The sequence below is a fragment of the Nocardioides salsibiostraticola genome, from assembly GCF_054783655.1.
Map to the genome: position 1 here is coordinate 302,028 of NZ_BAAGQD010000027.1, position 21,184 is coordinate 323,211.

Here is a 21,184-nt window from a genome sequence, read left to right on the forward strand (position 1 = left end):
GCGCCCGGTGAGGGTTCCGTAGACTGCGGTTCCGCCCCCTTTGCGTCTCGGATGGGGGCTCGTTGTGTTGCTCCTACCCCTGGAGATCCCGTGACCCTCGCCGGTCTTGCCGATGCCGTTCTCGCCGACCCCACGCTGGCTGCGGCGATCGACGACGCCCGGGCGGGCACTCTGGCCAGCCTCGACCTGACCGGACCCGAAGCGGTGCGCCCCTTCGTCGTCGAGGGTCTGCTGCGCGCCGGCCGCACGGTCCTGGCCGTCACCGCGACGTCCAGGGAGGCCGAGGACCTCGTCGAGGGACTCGGTGCGCTGGTCGACCCGTCCACCATCGCCTACTACCCCAGCTGGGAGACCCTGCCCCACGAGCGACTCAGCCCCCGCAGCGACACCGTCGGTCGCCGTCTCGCGGTGCTGCGGCGCCTGGCCCACCCGGGAACCGGAACCGACAACGGGCCCCTGCGCGTGGTCGTCGCCCCGGTCCGCTCGATGTTGCAACCACAGGTCAAGGGTCTCGGCGACCTGGCCCCGGTCGAGCTGGCCAAGGGCGACAGCGCAGAACTCGATGCCGTCGTACGCCGCCTGGCCGACGCCGCCTACACCCGAGTGGATCTGGTCGAGAAGCGCGGTGAGTTCGCCGTCCGCGGCGGCATCGTCGATGTCTTCCCACCCACCGAGGAGCACCCCCTGAGGGTCGAATTCTTCGGCGACGAGGTCGAGGAGATCCGTAACTTCTCCGTCGCCGACCAGCGCACCCACGAGGAGGTCGACCACCTCTGGGCACCGCCGTGCCGGGAGCTGCTCCTCACCGAGGAGGTCCGGGAACGGGCTCGCCTTCTGGGGCAACAGCACCCTCAGCTGCTCGAACTCACTGACAAGATCGCGGCCGGAATCGCTACCGAGGGCATGGAGTCGCTGGCGCCGGTGCTGGTCGACGAGATGGAGATGCTGGTCGACCTGCTGCCGACCGACACCCACGTGCTGGTCCTCGATCCCGAACGGGCCCGTCGACGCGCCCACGACCTGGTCGCCACCAGCGAGGAGTTCCTCGGCGCGAGCTGGGCAGCGGCCGCCAGCGGCGGGACCGCGCCGCTCGACATCACCTCCGCGTCCTACCACTCCCTGGGTGACGTCCGTGAGCGCACGCTGGGTCAGGGCAAGGCCTGGTGGTCGGTCAGCCCGTTCGGAATCGCCGAGCAGGGGCCGGGGCAGGACGGTGCCTCCGCCGACATCTACGGCTCCGACGCAGGCGTGCCGACCCGATCGGTGCTGATGAAGCCCGCCGAGACCTATCGCGGCGACGTCGAGCACGCGTTGGGCGATGTGGCCCGGTGGCGCGACGAGGGCTACCGGGTCGTGGTCATGCACCCCGGTCACGGCCCCGCCCAGCGCACCGTCGAGGCTCTCGGCGAGCGCGACGTGCCGGCGCGGATGGTCGAGACCCTCGACGATCTCGACGCGGCGGTGGTCAGCGTCACCTGTGGACCGTTGGCCCACGGTTTCGTCGACGAGACCCTCCGGGTGGCCCTGCTCACCGGCGAGGACATCTCCGGGCAGAAGTCCTCGACTCGCGACATGCGCTCCATGCCCGCACGACGCAAACGGCAGATCGACCCACTGGAACTCGCCGCGGGCGACTTCGTGGTCCACGAACAGCACGGGGTGGGCCGCTTCGTGGAGATGAAGCAGCGGGCCGTCCAGGGCGCGACGCGTGAATACCTGGTGCTGGAGTACGGCTCCACGAAGCGCGGCGCTCCACCGGACCGGCTCTACGTGCCCGCCGACGCCCTGGACCAGGTCAGCCGGTACGTCGGCGGTGAGCAGCCGAGCCTCGACAAGCTGGGCGGCGGCGACTGGACCAAGCGCAAGAGCCGCGCGAAGAAGGCGGTCCGCGAGATCGCAGCCGAGCTCATCAAGCTGTACGCCGCCCGTCAAGCCACCAAGGGTCATGCCTTTGGTCCGGACACCCCCTGGCAGCGCGAGCTCGAGGACGCCTTCCCGTTCACCGAGACCCCCGACCAACTGAGCACCGTCGACGAGGTCAAGGCCGACATGCGCCAGGTCGTGCCGATGGACCGCCTGGTCTGCGGAGACGTGGGTTACGGCAAGACCGAGATCGCCGTACGCGCCGCCTTCAAGGCCGTCCAGGACGGCAAGCAGGTCGCCGTACTCGTCCCGACGACGCTGTTGGTGACCCAGCACCTGAGCACGTTCAGCGAGCGGATGTCCGGGTTCCCCGTGGTGGTGAAGGGGCTGAGCCGCTTCCAGACCGCCGCCGAGGCGCGCGAGGTCCTCGCCCAGCTCGCCGAGGGCACCATCGACATCGTCGTGGGCACCCACCGACTGCTCAACCCCGACATCAAGATGAAGGACCTCGGGCTGATCATCGTCGATGAGGAACAACGCTTCGGGGTCGAGCACAAGGAACAGATGAAGCGGATGCGGACCTCGGTCGACGTCCTGTCGATGAGTGCGACCCCGATCCCGCGGACCCTGGAGATGGCCATCACCGGCATCCGGGAGATGTCGACCATCACCACCCCACCCGAGGAGCGGCACCCGGTCCTGACCTACGTCGGGGCCTACGAAGACCGTCAGGTCACCGCCGCCGTACGCCGCGAGCTGCTTCGTGAGGGACAGGTCTTCTACATCCACAACCGCGTGCAGTCGATCGAGAAGGCGGCCGCCCGGATCCGTGAGCTCGTGCCCGAGGCGCGGGTCGCCACCGCCCACGGTCAGATGGGGGAGCAGCGGCTCGAGCAGGTGATGCTCGACTTCTGGGAGCGCCGTTTCGACGTCCTGGTGTGCACCACGATCGTCGAGTCCGGACTCGACGTGTCCAACGCCAACACCATGCTCATCGAGCGGGCCGACTCCATGGGTCTGTCCCAGCTGCACCAGTTAAGAGGACGGGTGGGGCGTAGCCGAGAACGGGCCTACGCCTACTTCCTCTACCCCGCGGAGAAGCCGCTGACCGAGACCGCTCACGAGCGGCTCGCCACCCTGGCCCAGCACTCCGACCTCGGTGGCGGCATGGCCATCGCGATGAAGGACTTGGAGATCCGCGGGGCCGGAAACCTGCTGGGCGGCGAACAATCGGGTCACATCGCCGACGTCGGCTTCGACCTCTACGTCCGACTGGTCGGGGAGGCTGTGGCGGAGTTCAAGGGCGGCCCCGACGAGGTGGAACTCAACGAGGTCCGCATCGAGTTGCCCATCGACGCCCACCTGCCGCACGACTACATCGGCAGCGAGCGCCTGCGTCTGGAGATGTACAAACGCTTCGCGGAGGTCCGTGCCGATGCCGACGTCGACGCGATCGCCGAGGAACTCGCCGACCGGTACGGCGAACCACCGGTCGAGGTGTTCTCCCTGATGCTCGTGGCCCGATTCCGCGCCCGCGCTCGGGCCGCCGGGATCGGGGAGGTGACGATCGCTGGGAGGAACGTCCGCTTCGCTCCGGTCTCGTTGCCCGAGTCGCGCACCATCCGGCTGCAGCGGCTCTACCCGAAGTCGATCGTCAAGGCCCAGGCGGAGACCATCCTGGTGCCCCGCCCCGGCACCCCCGGCAAGACCGGTACCCCACTGCAGGGGATCGCCCTGCTTGAATGGGCCCGCGGTGTGATCGACAGCATCATCGATCCGCCCAGCAATTAGATCCAACCAGTAGACCCGATGAGCCCCACCCGATGAGCACCGATGAGCAGGAGTCCGAGTGACCAGCATCCGACGTACGTCCGTAGTCGTGGCCGCCCTGACCGTGACCCTCGGCCTCTCGGGCTGCGCGGTCACCGGGACGAACTTCCAGCCCGGCGTGGCCGGTGAGGTGGGCGACCGCACCGTCACCACCGAGAACGTCAACACCGTGACGACCGACTTCTGTGCGGCCTTCGTCGCCTCGGGCCAGACCGAGGGGCAGCAGTTCCCGCTCGGGCTCGTCCGCCGCTCGATCGCCACTCAACTGGTCCTGAAGGCCGCTGCCGAGCAGTTGGCGGAGGACTTCGGCATCGAGGCAGGTCCGGAGTACCAACAGGCGTTGTCCGAGCTCACGGACGCGACCAGCGACCTGACCGAGGACCAGCAGGCGGCGGTCCTGGAGTTCCAGGGCGGCGACGTCTACGTCACCAGCATCCAGGCCGGGGTCGGCGCCCGACTCCTGGCCGACGAGGGTCAGCCCACCGACGATCCAGAGGCGGCTTTCCTGCGTGGCCAGGAGGCGCTCTTCGAGGTGCTGCGCACCCAGGGCGAGATCAACCCCGTCTACGACATCACCATCACCGACCTGGGACAGCCCGAGCCCGGGGGCGCGGATGTCTCCGTGCCTGTCGGGGATCGTGCCCTGAGCGGTGGACTCGAGCAGCCCGACCCGGCGTACGTCGCGAGCCTGCCCGAGTCGCAGCGCTGCGGCTGACGCAGCCTCCCTGTGGAGCAGGCCGGTGGGGACCCGCTGATCGAACTGATCGCGGTCATGCGCCGGTTGCGGGCCGACTGCGCCTGGAAGCAGGAGCAGACCCATCGTTCGTTGGTGCGCTACCTGCTGGAGGAGACCCACGAGGTCGTCGACGCCATCGAGTCCGGCGACGCCACAGATCTGCGTGAGGAAATCGGGGATCTCTTGTTGCAGGTCTACTTCCACGCTGCGATCGCCGAAGAGTCCGGCGAGTTCACGATCGACGATGTCGCGGCCGGGCTGAGGGAGAAACTGCTTCGCCGCAACCCGCACGTGTTCGGTGCGGGCTCGGACACCGCAGCCCCGCTGAGCGCCGAGGATGTCAACGATGTGTGGGAATCGGTCAAGGCGACCGAGAAACAGCGGTCCTCGGTCACCGAGGGCATCGCACCCACCCTGCCCGCGTTGTTGTACGCCGACAAGGTGGTCGAGCGACTGACGCGTGCGGGCTCGGCGGTGCCGAGGTCCGACCCCGCCGCCGACAGTGATCTGGGCGACCGGCTGCTCGCGTTGGTCGTCGAGGGACACCACGCCGGTCTCGACCCCGAGCAGGAGTTGCGGGCGGCCGTCCGCCGTCTGGTCGACCCCGGCTAGCGGTGAGTCGGCGCAACTTGTTCAACAAGCGCCGACTCGGGCCCTTTCCAGCGTCAACACGCGCCGACTCACCGTGAGACGTGGACCTACTTGCAGAGATCGGCCACCGGGGAGGTCGTCCCGTTCCGGATCAACCGCACCTGAACGCAGACTTGCGCTGCGTCCCGGAAGGTCGTGGTCGTCTTGGACCCGCGCTGGGTCTCACCGGTGCCGCTGTCGGTGCGGCGTACCTCCCAGGAATCCTGCGGCTCACCCCCGTCGGGGGCGGCCCACCGGAACCGGACGAGCCTGCCGTCCCTGGTCCCGGTCAGCTCGGGAGGGGTGTTGGGTGCCCCCGGTTCGATGGGTCCCGGGGTGAAGGAGGGGTCGGTCTGGACGGGGGTCGGATCGGCGGGGTCGCCACCGGAGACCTGGAGGACGACCACCGCGGCCACGACGAGTGCCACGACGATGCCGACGGCGGACCACACCAGGGAGCCGCGGGTCGCGCGCGCTGGTGTGGGTCTGGGGTTCGGACCTGATCGATCCGTCTCGATCCGGGCGGCTCGCGGGCCGGAGGCCGGGATGACCGTGATGGGTTTGACCTGGGTCTCGTCGGGGTCCTCACCGGTCGGCGCGTACGCGGTGCGGACCGCGTCGCCCTCCACCGCGATCTGGGTGCGGGCGAAGCCGGCCTCGGCCTCGATCCGCTGGAGCTCGCGAGCCAGCTCCAGGGCGCTGGTCGGTCGGTGCTCCGGTGCCTTGGCCAGGCACTGGGCCAGCAGGCGCTCCAGCCCTGGGGGTACGTCGCGCCGGTGGGTGGGGGTGGGTGCGGAGTGCAGGATCCGGGTCGTCAGCGCCTGCGGGGAGTTGTCGCCGTGGGGCACGGCGAAGGGTGACCTCCCGGTCAGCAGGTTCCAGATGGTGGCGCCCAGCGAGTACACGTCGGACTGGACCGACCCGTTGGAGCGTCCGTCGAGAAGCTCGGGGGGTGACCAGGGGTAGGAGATCCGTACGTCGGTGTCACGGTCCACCTCGTGCAGATGCCCGGCGATACCGAAGTCGGTCAGCGCGGGCTCGGAGTAGGAGGTGACCAGGACGTTGCTCGGCTTGATGTCGCGGTGAACGATCCCGGCCCGGTGGGCGGTCTCGACGGCACTGGCGATCTTGATCCCGGTGGCGATCGCGTCGGCGGTCGACATCGGGGCCGACCGGACCCGAACCCCCAGGTCGGGGGGAGGGCAGTACCGCATGACGAGGAAGGGCCGGTCCTCGGTGACCCCGGCGGTGATCACCGAGACGATGTTGGGGTGGTCGGAGAGTTTGGCCATGGCGTTGGCCTCCGCGGTGAACAGGCCCTTCTCCCGCTCCGTCAGGGGCACATCGGGGCGGACGACCTTCACCGCCACCCGTTGCTGGGGCCACTGCTGCTCGTAGAGGTAGACGTCGGCGAAGCCTCCGCTCCCCAGATGCTGGAGGTAGGTGTAGCCGGGGATGGGTGGTCCGCTCACGAGGCCACCCCCTGAGGACACGAGCGCAGCGAGGCCCGGAGGGGGGTGCGTCGAGGGGGCAATTCGGCACAGCTCATCGGGTCACCTCGTAGACGATCTCGTAGCTGTCGGCGAGGTCGAAGACCTGCCCGGGTTCCCAGACGTAGTGCTCGCGGGCCCGGATCCGCTCCGGTGCGCGACCCGCAGCACGCAGGGTGGTGCCTCCGCGTGACCCCAGGTCGGTGACGAGCACGAGCCAGCCCTTCAGCTCGACCAGTAGGTGGGTGCGAGACACGAACGACGTCTCCGAGGGGAGGCGCACCAGGTGCGGCCAGGCCTCTCCCAACCCGGGAACGTCCGGGGCACTCGGGCTGCGTCCGAACAGGACCGCTCGGTCCAGAGGGATCAGCTGTCCGTCTGGGAGGCGCAGGTGTCCCAACCGTGGGCGGGGGACCAGGTGCGGCTCCTGGTCCGGAACTGCTGCCTGACAGACCCGGCACAGCGAGGCCGCGGCCGGAGTGGAGTGGCCGGCCGGGCAGTGCACGGCGAGCACCGTTTCGTGGGTGGGGTTACTCAGGTGCGCCGACGGTGGGGGTGGGCTACTGGGAGGGGGACCGCTGGGAGGAGGGGTGCTGGGAGGAGGGGTGTTGGGCGGGCCGCTGGGAGGAGGAGGTGGTGTCGCGTCCCGGAGGCTGGTGTGACCGTCGTGGTCGGAGTCCAGTGCAGAGGGTGGGTCGGCTGGCGGGTCGGCACGCAGAGTGGTGTTGCCGTCGTGATCGGGGTCGCGATCGGGCGGCCCGGTATCTGGTTCGGGGGCGTCGTACGCCGGCTCCCGGGTGGGGGTCGGATTCGGATTGACGCTGGCCAGCACCTCGGGAGGGATACCGTCGATCAGGCCCGGGATATGGGGGGTAGGAGCGGGGACAGACAGGGGGATAGGCACAGGGCGACCGGTCAGACCCGGGTCCGCAGGTGAAGTGGTCCCGATGACGGCCACCGTCGCGGGGACGATGCCGGAAGCGACGCGCAGGCCCGGTGCCCCGATCGACGGCGGCGCGGATCCACCGAGCCAGAGGGTCCGGCGGGGCGGCTCGCCCGAACAGCGACCTGCACCCCAGCAGACGAGGCTCTGCGCCCCGGGCGTGGTGTCGACCCAGACCAAGGAGGTGTCGGTCCCGAGGTTCTTCGCGACCGTCCCGAGGATCTGATCCTGGACCGGACCGGGGGAGGTGATGAGATCCCAGAGTTCTCCGAGCAGTGCGGCCTCGCTGAGGGGCACATCGAGCAGCAACCAGCGATGTCCCGCACCGAGGAGAGCATGGTCTCCGAGGTGGTAGCTGACCTCGATCGGCATCGGACCTCCTTGGTGACGGTGACGGTGACGGTGACGGCGTGGGGTGGGGCTGGGTACTCGGTGGGGGCTCGGTGGACTCCCACAGGACATTGTCACCAACGCGAAGATTGTCGGTGACATCAGGCTTGAACCGGCAATGTCGGGGAAGACTCGTACAGTGTGCGCGTGCGTCGCGGTGGGGAAGCCCGCCACACGCGCCTCGGATGAAGACACGGATGAAGGTTGATGATGGCGCGACACTCGGTGGCCCCGGCCCGCCCACGGGTCGTCCTCGCCTCCAGCCTCGCGCTCCTGGTGGCTCTCACCGGTGTCGTGGTGGCCGCCGTGTCCGCCGAGGGCTATCGGACCTTCGAAACCGAACTGAACGACGGGGGCGTATGGGTCACCAACAACCGGGACGGCGCTTACGGGCGGGTCAACAAGCCCATCGGTCAGGTGGACGGAGCGGTCTTCGCGGAGGCGGAGAACCAACTCGACATCGTCCAGGACGGGGCCGCCGTGGTGGGGGTCAATGTCTCTTCTGGTCTGCTGGCGCCGATCGATCCGGCCGAGATGGCCCACCCCGAGGGTGAACGCGCCCAGGTCTCCTCGAGTGCGCAGGTCCAGTCGAACGGCGGCGTCCTGGCGGTCCTCGACGGCGCCACCGGCCGACTCTGGCTCGCCGAGGCCGACCCGTCGAGCGGGGTGCCGAGCGTGCGACCCCTCGACAGCACGGCCGACCCGGCGGCCGAGGTGGGCGGTTCCGCCGCCCTGACGGTCTCCGACTCGGGCGCCGTCTGGGTCGTGAGCGCCGAGGACGACACCGTCTGGCGGGTGGACTCCTCGGGGGCCGAAGCCGCCGCGAAACTGGAATCCGACATGGGTGAGGACCTCGAGATCACCGCGGTAGGGGGTCGGTTGGTCGTCCTGGATCGGACCACCGGTGTCCTGGAGGTGGTCGACGGCCCGGTCACGGACGTCGCCGCCGGGGCCGTCCTCCAGCAATCAGGCGCGGCCAGCGAGCGAGTGCTGATCGGCACCGCAGATCGTCTCATCGGCGTCGACCTGACCACAGGGGAAGCCGAGACCGTGAGTGACGCCGGGACCGGACGACCCACCGCTCCGGTGAGGTTGGGCGGGTGCGTGTTCGGGGCCTGGTCCGGAGACCGGGCCCAGGTCGCCACCCGGTGCGGCACCGATCCGGCCACCGTGGCCGACTTGGGGACCGATGCCGGCGATCTCGTGTTCCGCGTGAACCGGGGCCAGATCCTGCTCAACGACCGGCTGACCGGTGCGGTGTGGAACGTGGACAGCGAGGTTCCCACCCGGGTCGACAACTGGGAGGCCTTCCGGTTCGACCCCCTCGACTCCGAGGACGAGGAGGACAACGAGCAGGAGGACCTGGGGGACCGGCGCCCGCCGCAGGCGATGCCCGACGAGTTCGGTGCCCGGACCGGTCGGACCACGGTGCTGCATCCACTCGACAACGACACCGCACCGGTGGGGCGGTTGTTGGCCATCGTGGGGGTCAAGGATCCGGTCGGTTCCGACGCCACCTTGACCATCAGTCCCGACGGACAGACCGTCCAGATCCGGCTGCCGCCCGGCGCCCGTACGACGACCTTCACCTACTTCATCGACGACGGCCGCGAGACCGGTGACTCAGCCACCGTCACGGTGACTCCCCGCGGGGAGAGCGTCAACGAACCGCCCGCCCGGATGGAGGGCCTCGAGCCACGGATCTGGACCGTGCCTTCGGGGGGCACCCTCGACGTCCCGGTTCTCCCGGACTGGCGTGATCGTGCGGACGGGGATCCCTTGTCCCTGGCTTCGGCGACCGCACGCGGGGGAGTGCGCAGTGGAGCGGTCGCGCGAACCACCGCCAACGGTCGGATCCGTCTCACCGCCCCCGCCCAGGCCGGATCGGTCACGGTCGCCTACTCCGTGAGCGACGGAGTCGGGGAACCGGTCGAGGACACCCTCGAGTTCGAGGTGCAGGGCCGCAAGGAACAGCGGTCCGTGTCGGCCGTCGCCGAACCCGATGTGGTGGCCGGTGAGACCGGCAAGGCGATCACCATCAGACCACTCGCGAACGACCTGCCCGGGTCGGATCCGGTCAACCCCGACGCGGTGGTCGAACTCGCGGGTCGGGTGGCCGAGGTGGCCGGCGCCGAGGTGAGCACAGACCTCGTCGAGGGCACCATCACCTTCCGTTCCTCCGAGGCGAAGACCTTCTTCGTCGACTACGAGGCGAAGTTCGGCAACGCCGCCTTCGATCCGGGCCGGATCCGCGTCGACGTACGCGCCTCCGACAAACCACCCAAACCGCCGGTCGCGCTCCCCGACAGTGTCACCCTCTACGGTCAGTCGCCGACGTTGGTCGACGTGCTGGCCAACGACATCGACCCCACCGGCGGCATCTTGGTCGTCCAGCGGGCGCGAGCCGACGTCCCGGGTCAGCTCGACGTGGCGGTGGTCGACGGCCGCTGGCTGCGGATCTCCGTGCGGGGCGCCCAACTGCGGCCCAACCCGGTCGTGGTGCGCTACACGATCTCCAACGGCGCCCGATCCGGGGTCCAGGGGGAGGTCATCGTGACCCAGCGGCTGGCCCCGGAGGACACCACGCCGGTCACGGCGGTGGACCGGATCGTGGTGCGGGCCGGTGGGGTGGCCACCGTGCCGGTGCTCGACAACGACTTCAGCCCCACCGGCGACGAGTTGGAACTGGTCCGCGATGTCGCGGACCAGGACGCCGCTGGTGAACTGCGCGTGAGCTCCGCAGGCGACGACCAGGGCGATCTGGGGCGCGCCTTCGTGACGGGGTCGTTCGTCCGGTACGTCCCTCCCGCCTCGATCCAGGACGCCCAGTCCTACGTCGTGCGCTACGTGGCGACGACCCGTGCCGGCCAGTCGTCCCCGGGCCGCCTCGAGATCAAGGTCGTTCCCGAGCGCCGTCGCAACTCACCCCCGCAACCCCCCGCCCTGGAGGGGCGGGCTGTGGCGGGAGACATCATCAAACTGAACGTGCCGGGCTCCGGGGTGGACCCCGACGGGGACCCGGTGACCCTGACCGCCATCGACAGCGCACCTGCTCTGGGTCGGATCGTCCGGTTCGGCGCCACCAGCCTGCGCTACCAGGCCTATCCGGGATCGGTCGGCACCGACGAGTTCAGCTACTCGGTCACTGACCCACAGGGTGGCACCGCCAGCGGGAGCGTTCGCATCGCCGTCGTCTCGCCCGGGGCGCCGCAGCCCCCACTCGCTGTTGCCGACGCCCTGACCGTCGAACCCGGTCGCCAGGCCAGGGTGGACGTGCTGGGCAACGACTTCGTGGCCGACGGCGACCGGGTGGAGGTCGAGCTGGTCGACCCGGCGCAGGGCATCACGCTCGCCTCGCCGCAGGGACCGGTGCTGATCGACGCTCCGGACGAGGGGCGACGCAACGTCGAGGTCCTCTACACGATCACCAACGGGCTCGACGAGTCCCGGGCACCCATCACGGTGCGGGTGCGCGAGCCCTACAACAACCCCCCGATCGTCTTCGACGCCTTCGGCGAGGCCGACGAGGGGGACACCGTCACCGTGGACGTGTTGGAAGAAGCCCTGGACCCCGACGGCCCCAGCAACCAGTTGCGCGTCACCGACGTCTTCGGTCCGGCCGACCTGACCGCGAGCATCGACGGGGGACGGATCACCGTCCAACGCGGGCCGGAACCCCAGGTCGTCCCGTTCCGGGTGACCGACGCCGACGGCGGCATGGCCAGCGCCTCGGTGTTCGTACCTCCCACGGACCAGGGCGCACCCTTCGCTCGACCAGGGGTTGCCATCACCCTGGACCCCGGGGAGACCCGGGACCTCGATCTGGGCGACTACGTCGTCGACCCGTCCGGCGGTCCGGTCCAGTTCACTTTGAAGAACCGGATCTTCCCCTCCCCGGTCGCGGGCCTGAACGGTTCCATCGCCGACACCGCCCGGTTCACCCTCACTGCCGACCGCCAGTACGCCGGTCCCGCCGCCATCGCCTTCGAGGTCACCACCGGAACCACCGTCGATGACCCGGAGGGGATCAGCGCGATCGTCTCGGTGCCCGTGCAGGTCGGGGTCGAGCGACCCATCCTGCGGTGCCCCGACGATGGGATCGAGATAGCCCAGGGACAGACCATCTCCCTGGACGTGACGGCGCTGTGCCATGTCCTCACCCCGAACCCGGACGACGCACTCTCCCTCGTCTACGAGGCCGACTGGTCGACCTCTGCGGACGGGTTGAACATCATCGAGCCCAGGGGAGAGGTCATCGAGGTCGCAGCCGACGGCGTCGCGGCCACCGGGGCGAACGCCGTACTCCAGCTGACTTCGCAGGGCAGCGAGCCCGATCTGCTGGAGATCGAAGTGGTGGAAGCCCCGTCCCCCTCCCTGAGCCCGATCCGGATCGAGGACCTCCGGGCCGGAGAGTCCCGGACCATCGATCTGGCCGACTATCTGCGCCCCGGGGTTCCCAACCCAGAACCGACCGTCGTCTCCGCCACGCAGGCGACCTCGCTCGATGCGACGATCACGACCTCGGGTTCCGAGGCGACGATCACCGCCGGCCCTCAGGTCGACGGCCAGGCACAGTTCGACGTGGTGGTCAGCGACGTCGCCGGCGACGCGGGTCCGGAACGTCAGGTGACGGGCACCATCGCTCTGGAGATCCTGGACGTGCCCGACGCGCCCACCGCCCCCGTCCCGGGCACCGCCGTGCGAGATGCCGAAGCCGCCGTGACCTGGCGGGCTCCCGAATCCAATGGTGCCCCCATCGACCGGTACGAACTGCGTCCGGTCGGCGGGGGTGCGGTCACCCCCTGCCCGACGACCGCCTGCGAGGTCCGCGGGCTCACCAACGGCCAGTCGTACCGGTTCGAGGTCCGCGCCCGCAACGCCATCGGCTGGTCGCAGTGGAGCCCCCCATCGACCCAGGTGACACCCGACGTCGTCCCAGGTCTGGTCGGACCGCTCACCCTGATCAAGGAGGGCGACGGGGAGATCACGTTCTCGTGGACCCCGCCGACCACGCAGTCGTCGAAGATCGTCCAGTACCACGTCAGCGTCGCCGGCCGCGAGCGACGATTGACCACGAAGCAGACCAGGATCCGGGTCACCGACCTCGACAACAACCGGGCCTACGACTTCCAGGTGGCGGCCGAGAACGACCTCGACATCGGTGAGTACCGCACCTCCGACACCTGGCAGTCCATCGGGGACCCCGGCACTCCCGCGGCACCGGACATCACACCGGAGGTGACCGCCGGCAGCAGCGGAGCGGTCACGTTGACGTGGGCCGCGGTGGACCCCAACGGGCCCGCACCGGTGCGCTACACGGTGCTCCGCAACGGCGACCCGCTTCCGGGTTGCACCAACCAGACGGCCACCACCTGCGACAACGAAGGCATCGTCTATGACGGCACGACCTACACCTACAAGGTGCGGGCGACGAACAAGAACGGCGAGGGACGCACCAGCACCGGAGCCGGCGGGTCGTACTCCGCGGTCGGCAAGCCTGCCGCTTGGCCGTCCTGGGACCTCACGCCCACCGGAGCCAACAACCAGGCACGAGCTCAGTTCACCGTCCCCGACTCACGCGGAGCCCGCTCGACGGTGAAGATCTACATCGATGGGGCCGTGCAGTTCCAGCAGGAGGCGAGAGGTGCGCAGAGCGTCACCGTCAACGTCCCCGACAACGACGGCCCCCACACCGGGTTCCTCGAAGTCTGCAACGAGGCCAACGAGTGCTCGCGCTCCGACGAACGGACGGTTCAGACCTACGGACCGTTCACGGCGAACTACATCGTGCGCGTCACCCCTGACGTGGACCGCAGCAAGGTGACGTGGAACATCACCGTCGACACCAACGGAGATCCGGCGACCGTCCGGGTGCGCAGCAGCTACCGGGACGAGACCTTCACCGCGAACGTGCCCGACACCTACTCGTTCTCCACCCGCACCGTGGACGTCGGCTACTCCACCGAGGAAACCATCACCGTCACCCTCAGCGACAGCTCCCCGAACCGGGCTCCGGTGAGCAAGACGGTGAGCGTGCGCACCGAGAACGCACCCGAGCCCACCGTCCGGGTCTCCCGGGGTTCCAAGTGTCGCGACGGCACCGACAATCCCTGCGGGGGATCCTCCTCCAACGGGACCCTGTGCCTGCACTCGTCGTGCGGTCGCATCGTGATCACCACCGCCAACTTCACCCGTGACAGCACCACGTGCGACATCTACGACAACGTGGATGGCCGATGGGTCACCAAGTCGGTTCAGACGAACCGGTCGGTGCAGACCTCGGCATACTTCGGCTTTCCGAACCGTCAGGTCTGGGCGATCTGCTCCGGCGGTCCGGGTGGCTCTCCGGTGCGCTACGACTGGCCGAACAGTTGATCACGACCCGATCCAGGTGGGCCCTGGTGTCGACCACGACGTTGCTCATGGTCGCGACGGCGATCGTCGTGGTGGCGGTCCGCTCCGACGGCTACGCCTCCTACGACGCGGACCTGAACGACGGCGGGATCTGGGTCACCAGCAGCAGCGACGGTTCGTACGGCCGGTTGAACAAGCCCATCGGGCAACTCGACGGAGTCCTGTTCGCCGAGAAGAAAGGTGCCCTGGACATCGTCCAAGAGGGGTCGGTCGTCGTCGGTGTGGACACCGCCGGTGGTCGACTCCTTCCCATCGACCCCGCCACGATCTCGAACCCGCCCGGCAACAGTGCGCGGATCCCTGCTCAGGCGCAGGTGCAGCTGAGTGGAGGCACTCTGGCGGTTCTCGATCCCGAACGCGGGCGCGTCTGGACGCAGGTGGTCGGCGGTGGGCGCGACCAGCAGGTGCAGGTGTCGGGTCTCGATGTCGAGGTCGATCCGATGGCAGAGTTGGGACCGCGTAGCAGCATGGCGGTGTCGGCCACCGGCGCCGTCTTCACCCTGGCTGCGGGGGCGCAAGAGATCGATCGGTTCGTCCGTGGCGAGGATGTTGTGACGCCGGGCGAGGCGGTGAGACTCGACGATCCCGTCCAGTCCCCGATCCTGACCACCGTGGGGGAAACCCCGGTCGTCCTGGACGCCGCCACCGGGACGATCCAGTCCGAGGACCTCGACGGTGAGGTCCAGGTGCCCCTCGGATCGACGATCCAACGCGCAGGCGCAACCAGCGAGGACGTGCTCGTAGCCACCCCTGATGAGTTGTGGGCCGTCGATCTCGACCGGGCAGAAACCCGGGTGATCGCGGCGCAGACCGACAGCGGGACCCCCATCCCTCCGGTCCGGTTGGGCCAGTGCGTGTACGCCGCCTGGTCGGGGGAGCAGGCCGTGGTGGCCAGCCGCTGCGGGACCGATGAGGCGGTCGTCTCCGAGCTCGGACCGGACGCCGGGGACCTCACCTTCCGGGTCAACCGCAACCAGATCGTGTTGAACGACCGAACCAGTGGGGCCGTGTGGAGCCTGGACCAGGACCTCCCCACGCGACTCGACGACTGGGAGGCCTTCCAGGCCGAGTCCGTGATCGTCGAGAAGAAGCGGGACCGGGACGACGAGCAGAGTCAGGGCGACCGCAGCCCCCCGCGGGCTCAACCCGACGCCTTCGGCGCGCGTATCAACCGGGCAACAGTCCTGCACCCGTTGGACAACGACACCGCCCAACCGGGTCGCCTGCTCGCCATCACCGGGGTCCGGAACCTCCAGGGGTCCGACGCCGACCTGGAGGTCAGCCCCGACGGGCAGACGGTCCAGATCCGACTGCCGCAGGGAGCAGGGAAGACGACCTTTGACTACGACGTCGACGACGGACGCCCTGACTCCTCGGCTCGAGCGACGGTCACGATCACTCCGCGAGCGGATCGGGTCAACGCCGTACCCACCCTGCGCCAGGGGTATGAACCGGAGAGCTGGAAGGTGCCCGCCGGCGGGATCATCGATCTGCCGGTCCTGCCCGACTGGCGTGACGACATCGACGGCGACCTGCTCAGCCTGGAGTCGGCCACCGTGGACGTCCCGGGCGCCGTGGCCAGGACCACCGCCGGAGGTCGGATCCGACTCTCGGCGCCCACCTCCGCGGGCACCGCGACGATCGACTACACCGTCGCCGACGGGGTCGGTGAACCCGCGCGCGGCAGCATCGAGGTCGAGGTCCAGTCGCTGCAGGACTCCGCCACCAAGCCGGCCACCGCCCAACCAGACGTGGCATCGGGGCAGGCGGGTCGTCCGCTGATCATCCGACCCCTGGCCAACGACCTTCCGGGATCCGATCCGGTCACCCCCGACGCGATCGTGGAGCTGGCCGGGCCGATCAACGACGTGGCGGACGCCAGGGTGACCACCGATCTGGTCGAGGGCACCGTGACCTTCCGGAGCACCAGACCCGGCACCTACTTCCTCGACTACGACACGAAGTACGGCAACGCCGCCTTCGACACAGGACTGATCCGCGTGGACATCCGGGCCGTCCAGAGCCCGGCACCGGGACCGGTGGCGGTGCCCGACACGGTCAACGTCTTCGGCCAGGCCCCGGTGCTGGTCGACGTGTTGGCCAACGACGTGGACCCCGCCGGAGGGATCCTGGTGGTGGAGGGCGGCGAGGCCGACGACGAACGCCAACTCGACGTGGCCGTCGTACAGGGTCGCTGGCTACGCATCGCGGCCACGGGTGAGGGATTGCGACCGAACCCCCAGGTGGTGCGCTACGCGATCAGCAACGGCGCGACCAGTGGAGTTCAGGGGGAGGTCCTGGTTACCGCGCGAGAGGTTCCCGAGGACCCCGACGAGGCGACCCCGGTCACCCAGGTCGATCGGGTTGCGGTGCGTGAGGGCGCCAGCGTGTCCGTGCCGGTGCTCGACAACGACTTCAGTCCGTTGGGTGACGAACTCTCCCTGCTCGACACCGTGGACGACGAGGAGGTGGCAGGTCAGCTGACCGTACGCCGCCCCGGTGACGACGACGGCCCCGCGGGCCAGGCCTACGTCTCGGGCCGGTTCGTCCGCTACGTCGCCCCGCGCGGCATCGATGACGCCTCCACATTCACCACCCGCTATATCGCCACGGACAGTCAGGGCCGGGCCTCGCCGGGCCGGTTGGTGGTGACGGTCATCCCGTCGACCCGGCCCAACCGGGACCCCGAACCGCCCGCCGTCGAGGGCCGGGTGGTGGCCGGCGACGTTCTCACCCTGCGACTGCCCGGCGTCGGGGTCGATCCCGACGGCGACAGCGTGACCCTGTCTGCGATCACCTCCGCCCCCGAATTGGGGCGGGTGGTGTCGTTCGGAGCGAGCAGCGTGAAGTATCAGCCCTACCCGACCAGTGTGGGCACCGATGAGTTCGCCTACTCCGTCACCGACACACGCGGTGCCACCGCGTCGGGCACGATGCGCGTCGCGGTGGTCACTCCGGCGACCTCGACGGCACCGGTGGCGATCGACGATGCGGTGACGTTGGAGCCGGGCCGCGTGGCGCGCGTGGACGCGATGGCCAACGACCTGGTCGCCGAGGGCGACCGGGTCTCCCTGAGACTGGTCGACCCTCCGGCAGGGGTGAGTCTCGCGAGCCCCACCGGACCGATCCTCGCCCCGGCTCCCTCCGAAGTAGGAGGTCGCAACGTCGAGGTGGTCTACGAGGTGGACAACGGGGTGGCGACGTCGCGGGCGACGGTGACCCTGCGGGCCGCCCGGCCCCACAACCTGCCCCCCGTCGTCTTCGACTCCTACGCCGAGACCGGTCCGCAGGAGGTATCGACCATCGATGTGCTGGAGTCGGCCTACGACCGGGACGGGGCGAGCGAGGACCTCGTCCTGGCTGACGTCCTAGCACCACCCGGAGTGGAAGCCACTTCGGTCGGTTCCTCCATCCGGGTACGCCGCGGTCCGGACCCGGTCGTGGTGCCGTTCCGGGTCGAGGACGTCGACGGGGGTGCGGCGACGGCCAATCTCTTCGTACCGGCCCTGCGGACCCCCGAGCCGCGGGTGCGACCCGACGCCTTGATCGAGATCGAGGTCGGCAGCACCGCCACGCTCGATCTGCCCGACTACGTCGTCGACCCTGCGGGAGGTCCGGTGTCGTTGACCCTGACCGACCGGGTCTCCAGCTCGCCGGCATCGGCCCTGTCCGCAACGATCCGTAGCCCCACCCGGGTCGATCTCAAGGCCTTTGACCTGTACGACGGCCCGGCGACGGTGAATCTCGAGGTCACCACCGGGACCTCGGTCGACGATGTCGAGGGCTCCACCGCCCTGGTGAGCATCCCGGTGCAGGTGGGCCGCACCGTCCCGATCCTGCAGTGCGGCGGGAAACCGGTCGAGGTCGCCCAGGGTCAGCGCGTCGAACTCGACATCGCCTCGATCTGTCACCCGTTCACCCCCGACCCCGCCGACACCCAGCGCCTGAGCTTCGACGCCGACTGGGCGAACCGCAGCGAGGGACTGGCCATCATCGAGCCCAGCGGCCCACGGATCAGCGTGGCTGCCGACACGGACGCCGTGACCGGTGAGGACTCCACCCTGCTGGTGACCTCCGAGGGCAGCGAGCCGGGGAGGATCCCGATCGTGGTCACGGCCGCGCCGCCGCCTCGCCTCTCCCCGATCCAGATCGGTGGGCTCGAGCCCGGCGAGGAACGGGTCGTCGACGTCTCGCGATACCTCCAGCCCGGTGTTCCGCGGGCGGAACCCCAGGTGGTCTCGCTCGACCAGTTGTCGGGGCCGAGGGTCGTCAGTCGATTCTCCGGACGCCGGATGACCCTGCGTGTCGGGGATGCAGGTGGCGGGCCCTTCCGACTGCGTCTTGTCGTCAGCGACGTCTCGCCCGCCGGGGGTCGCGGGCGGCAGGCGGTCGGGACCGTGACCGGCCAGGTCCAGGGTCGACCGGAGGCGCCCACCACCCCGGTTCCGGGGATCACCCGGCGCGACGGTGAGGTCGTCCTTTCCTGGAAGGTCCCGCAGAGCAACGGATCACCGATCACCGGGTACGACGTCCGAGGTGGTGGCGTGACGCGTCGCTGCGGAGCGAGCACCTGCGAGATCGGCGGGCTGACCAACGGTCGCTCGTACCGCTTCCAGGTGCGGGCACGCAACGCCGTGGGTGCCTCCCCCTGGAGTGGGTTGTCCCGGCCGGTCGTGCCCGATGCGCGACCCGGCGAGGTGGGTCCGATCCGGCTGGTGAAGGCGGGGGACCGTCAACTGCTCGTGCGGTGGAGCCCACCGACCACCAAGACCTCACGGGTGCGGTACCAGGTCATCTGGTCCGGCGGTCGGCTCAACGTCGCCGGGACCAAGGCCCTGATCACGGGCCTGAACAACAACCGCGCCTACCCGATCTCGGTGCGGGCGATCAACGCCAGCGACCTCGAGGGGCCGGTGCGTTCCTCGGCGCCGCTCCAGTCGATCGGTACGCCCGGCACCCCCGTGGCGCCGTTCATCGACGACAAGAAGACGGCCGGGAACCGGGGCGCGATCACGCTGCGCTGGCCCTCGGTCAACCCCAACGGGCCCACCCCCCTGCGCTACACGGTGCTGCGGGACGGGAAACCGCTCGGGGCGTGCAGCAACATCACCAAGACGACCTGCGACAACTCCGGCATGACCTACGACGGCTCCACCTACCAGTACAAGGTCCGGGTCGGGAACGCCAACGGCAAGGGCCGCTCCGCCGTCGGCGCCACCCGGGCGTGGCGGGCGGTGGGACAACCCGGGGGCTGGGGCGCCTGGTCGGTCGGGCCCACCGGCAGGAACAACCGAGGGGTGGTGAACTTCACCGTGCCACCCTCGCGAGGGGCCAAGACGATCGGACGGGTGCTGGCCGACGGAGTGGAGGTGAACCGTTTCACCAAGCAGGGCACCTTCGAGAAGAAGTTCGCTGTGCCGAGCAACGACACGGACTACGACATCACCCTCGAGGTTTGCAACGAAGTGGGCAACTGCTCCTCCTCGGTCGCGAAGCCGCTGCAGACCTACGGTGGTCTGAAGAACTCGATCCTCGCGGTCAGGATCATCAAGAACGGGCCGAGGGTGGACTGGTCGATCAAGATCGACAACAACGGAGACCCCGCGGTGGTCGACCTTCGTCGGACCACCTGTCCTTCGGGTCCTGGCAAATGTGAGGTCACGTCCAACACGCGGACCCTCCAGGGCGTCGATATCAACACGTTCAACGTCGGATCGATGAAGATCGGCTACGAGCACAAGCAGACCATCCGGGTGACCTTGCGTGATCCGAATCCGAAGCGGGGTCCCTTCGTGCGTGAGAAGAGCACATCCACCGGGAAGAAGCCCTGACCTCCACCCGCACAGCCCGGACAACCCGACCAGCCCCAGCAACCCGAACCAATCCGCCACCCACCCCCACCAAGGAACCCCATCGTGACTCTCTCGACCGAACAAGCCGCCTGGTTCAAGGAGACCTTCGACCAGTTGGCCGACAACATGGAGAAGGCCGTGCTGGGCAAGCGACACGTGGTCCGGCTGACCCTGACCTGCCTGCTCGCTGAGGGCCACCTGCTGCTCGAGGACTTCCCCGGGACCGGCAAGACGATGTTGGCCCGCGCCCTGGCGAACACCGTCCAGGGCAGTCATGCCCGGATCCAGTTCACCCCGGACCTGCTGCCCTCCGACGTGACCGGGGTGACCGTCTATGACCAGCACAAGGGCACCTTCGACTTCCACCAGGGTCCGATCTTCCACACGATCGTGCTTGCCGACGAGATCAACCGAGCCTCGCCGAAGACGCAGTCGGCCCTGCTCGAGGTCATGGAGGAGGGACGGGTCACCGTCGATGGGGTGGCCCGGGAGGTCGGCGAACCGTTCATGGTGATCGCGACGCAGAACCCGATCGAACAGGCCGGCACCTACCGGTTGCCCGAGGCGCAACTGGACCGGTTCCTGATGAAGACCTCGGTCGGCTATCCCGACAAGGCGGCCACGATCGAACTGCTGGTCAACGCCAAGGTGCGCGACCGCGCGGCTCTGGTCACCCCGGTGATCACCTCCGCCACCATCGCCCAGATGAGCGACCTCGCCGACGAGGTGTACGTCGACCCCGCGGTCATCGGCTACATCGCCGAGTTGGCCGAGGAATCGCGACGCCAGCCCCACGTGAAGCTGGGACTCTCCGCCCGGGGCTGCCTGGCTTTCGTCCGGGTCGCCAAGACCTGGGCAGCCGCCGACGGACGCGACCACGTGATCCCCGACGACGTCAAGCAGCTCGCCACCCCCGTGTTGTGTCACCGGCTGCTGCTCGACGCCGAGGCCCAGTTCAGTGGCGTCACCGTCGAGTCGGTGATCGCCCGTCTCCTCGAGTCGGTCGCGCCGCCCACCGACCGGGTGGCCTGAGCGA

Annotated in this window: 8 protein-coding genes; 6 read left to right on the forward strand and 2 right to left on the reverse strand. The window is 69.3% G+C overall.

Features of this window, described 5'->3' with window-relative positions:
- The first annotated feature begins 90 nt into the window (after nucleotides 1-90).
- Genes mfd through ACYVLV_RS19170 form a run of 3 tightly spaced genes read left to right on the forward strand, consistent with a single transcriptional unit; the run spans nucleotide 91 to nucleotide 5,041 of the window.
- Entirely contained in the window at nucleotides 91-3,654 is a 3,564-nt protein-coding gene (gene mfd / locus ACYVLV_RS19160) for a transcription-repair coupling factor (RefSeq protein ID WP_460812921.1), read from the forward strand.
- Between the two features lie 58 nt (nucleotides 3,655-3,712).
- Nucleotides 3,713-4,408: a hypothetical protein gene (locus tag ACYVLV_RS19165; protein ID WP_460812923.1), complete on the forward strand. Its 696-nt coding sequence runs from the start codon at nucleotides 3,713-3,715 to the stop codon at nucleotides 4,406-4,408.
- A gap of 12 nt (nucleotides 4,409-4,420) precedes the next feature.
- The gene (locus ACYVLV_RS19170) at nucleotides 4,421-5,041 is read left to right on the forward strand and encodes a nucleoside triphosphate pyrophosphohydrolase (RefSeq protein ID WP_460812925.1); all 621 of its coding nucleotides are present in this window, start codon (nucleotides 4,421-4,423) and stop codon (nucleotides 5,039-5,041) included.
- A gap of 86 nt (nucleotides 5,042-5,127) precedes the next feature.
- Here ACYVLV_RS19170 and ACYVLV_RS19175 read toward each other — a convergent pair whose 3' ends face one another.
- Together ACYVLV_RS19175 and ACYVLV_RS19180 are read right to left on the reverse strand one after the other, a co-directional pair.
- Complete coding sequence (locus tag ACYVLV_RS19175; RefSeq protein WP_460812927.1) at nucleotides 5,128-6,531, reverse strand: serine/threonine-protein kinase; 1,404 nt, start codon at nucleotides 6,529-6,531, stop codon at nucleotides 5,128-5,130.
- Nucleotides 6,532-6,604: 73 nt separating this feature from the next.
- The gene (locus ACYVLV_RS19180; protein WP_460812929.1) at nucleotides 6,605-7,864 is read right to left on the reverse strand and encodes an FHA domain-containing protein; all 1,260 of its coding nucleotides are present in this window, start codon (nucleotides 7,862-7,864) and stop codon (nucleotides 6,605-6,607) included.
- Nucleotides 7,865-8,092: 228 nt separating this feature from the next.
- Between ACYVLV_RS19180 and ACYVLV_RS19185 the strand changes: the two genes are divergently transcribed.
- From ACYVLV_RS19185 to ACYVLV_RS19195, 3 genes are all read left to right on the forward strand, one after another.
- The gene (locus tag ACYVLV_RS19185) at nucleotides 8,093-14,257 is read left to right on the forward strand and encodes an Ig-like domain-containing protein (RefSeq protein ID WP_460812932.1); all 6,165 of its coding nucleotides are present in this window, start codon (nucleotides 8,093-8,095) and stop codon (nucleotides 14,255-14,257) included.
- Between the two features lie 26 nt (nucleotides 14,258-14,283).
- Nucleotides 14,284-20,127, forward strand: a complete 5,844-nt coding sequence (locus ACYVLV_RS19190) for an Ig-like domain-containing protein (protein ID WP_460812935.1) — start codon at nucleotides 14,284-14,286, stop codon at nucleotides 20,125-20,127.
- Nucleotides 20,128-20,211: 84 nt separating this feature from the next.
- On the forward strand, nucleotides 20,212-21,180 hold the full coding sequence (locus tag ACYVLV_RS19195) for an AAA family ATPase (protein WP_460812938.1): 969 nt from the start codon (nucleotides 20,212-20,214) through the stop codon (nucleotides 21,178-21,180).
- Nucleotides 21,181-21,184 lie beyond the last annotated feature (4 nt).

Excerpts from the sequence above, each read along its gene's own strand:
- ACYVLV_RS19185 (WP_460812932.1), top strand. The coding sequence starts at position 8,093 with ATGGCGCGACACTCGGTGGCCCCGGCCCGCCCACGGGTCGTCCTCGCC.
- ACYVLV_RS19180 (WP_460812929.1), bottom strand. The coding sequence starts at position 7,864 with ATGCCGATCGAGGTCAGCTACCACCTCGGAGACCATGCTCTCCTCGGT.